This is a genomic window from Candidatus Pelagibacter communis, assembly GCF_001179845.1.
Lineage (GTDB): Bacteria > Pseudomonadota > Alphaproteobacteria > Pelagibacterales > Pelagibacteraceae > Pelagibacter > Pelagibacter ubique_Q.
Map to the genome: position 1 here is coordinate 1 of NZ_CVSB01000001.1, position 1,058 is coordinate 1,058.

The 1,058-nt window shown below is 27.4% G+C and carries 2 protein-coding genes; both read left to right on the top strand.

Features of this window, described 5'->3' with window-relative positions; genetic code table 11:
* Positions 1-653 (top strand): TauD/TfdA dioxygenase family protein (locus AMN81_RS00005; RefSeq protein WP_072090119.1); only part of this gene is annotated, 653 nt, incomplete at its 5' end.
* Between the two features lie 3 nt (positions 654-656).
* Positions 657-1,058: AEC family transporter (locus tag AMN81_RS00010; protein WP_179850547.1), on the top strand; the 402-nt coding region annotated here is incomplete at its 3' end.

Consider the following 1,058-nt stretch of genomic DNA (forward strand, 5'->3'; position numbering starts at 1 on the left):
TAACTTCTAAACTTTATATAAAGTTTGCAAAAAATTTTGGAAAATTGGCTAACTATCCAAGATTGAAAGGTTTAAATAAGAAATTTCCTCAAATTACGGTAGTGCAAAGAAAATCAACAGATAAAGGACCAAGTTTTGGTGAGCAATTTCATACCGACTCCATTTATACAAAAAAGCCACCAAGATTTACAATGTTGCTTTCAAAACTTGTACCAAAAAAAGGAAAGGCTAACACGGAATTTTGTTCTCAATATCTTGCTTATAAAGAATTACCAAATTCAATAAAAAGAAAATTTAAAAATATTAAAGCTAAATATTCCTCTGAGGGTCCAATTTCTGTTACAACAAAAGAAAGAGTAAAAGAAAAAGGAAAAAATATTAAAGAACTTAAATCTTCACATAAAATAATTAGAAAAATCAGCACAAATTATTCGATTTATTGTAGCCCAGGACATTTTGTTGGTTTTAGTTCAAAGATAAAAAATCAAGAAAAGTTAAAAAAATTTTTATTTAATCATCAAATTAAAAAGAAGTTTCAGTTTTCATTGCCTTGGGAAAAAAATCAATTGGCTATATGGGATAACAGATCTATGCTTCATCAGGCAACACCTTTCAAAGGAAATAGAATTATGCATAGAATAACAATTAAATAATTTATGTTCACAATTTTTTTAGGACTTACTCCATTTATATTTATTACTTTTTTAGGGTTTGTATTTGGTAAGTTGAAAGTCTTAGACCTTAGTCATGCTAAAATTTTAAATCTTTTCTTGTTCTATATCGCAGTCCCAGCATTGATAATTAAGCTAATAGCACAAAATGAAATTGGACAAGTGGATTTTAAACAAATTTTCTCTTATTTAATTATGCAATCGATATGTGGAATTATCGCTTACTTAATTACTTCAAAATATTTTAAAAGATCAATCCCAGAGTCAATTATTTGGGCTTTAACAGTCGCATTATCAAACCACGTGACTTTGCTTTTGCCAATAACAGAAATTTATTTTCAACAAAATGTAATTACACAAGTTGCAAGTATTATATTAATGGATGGG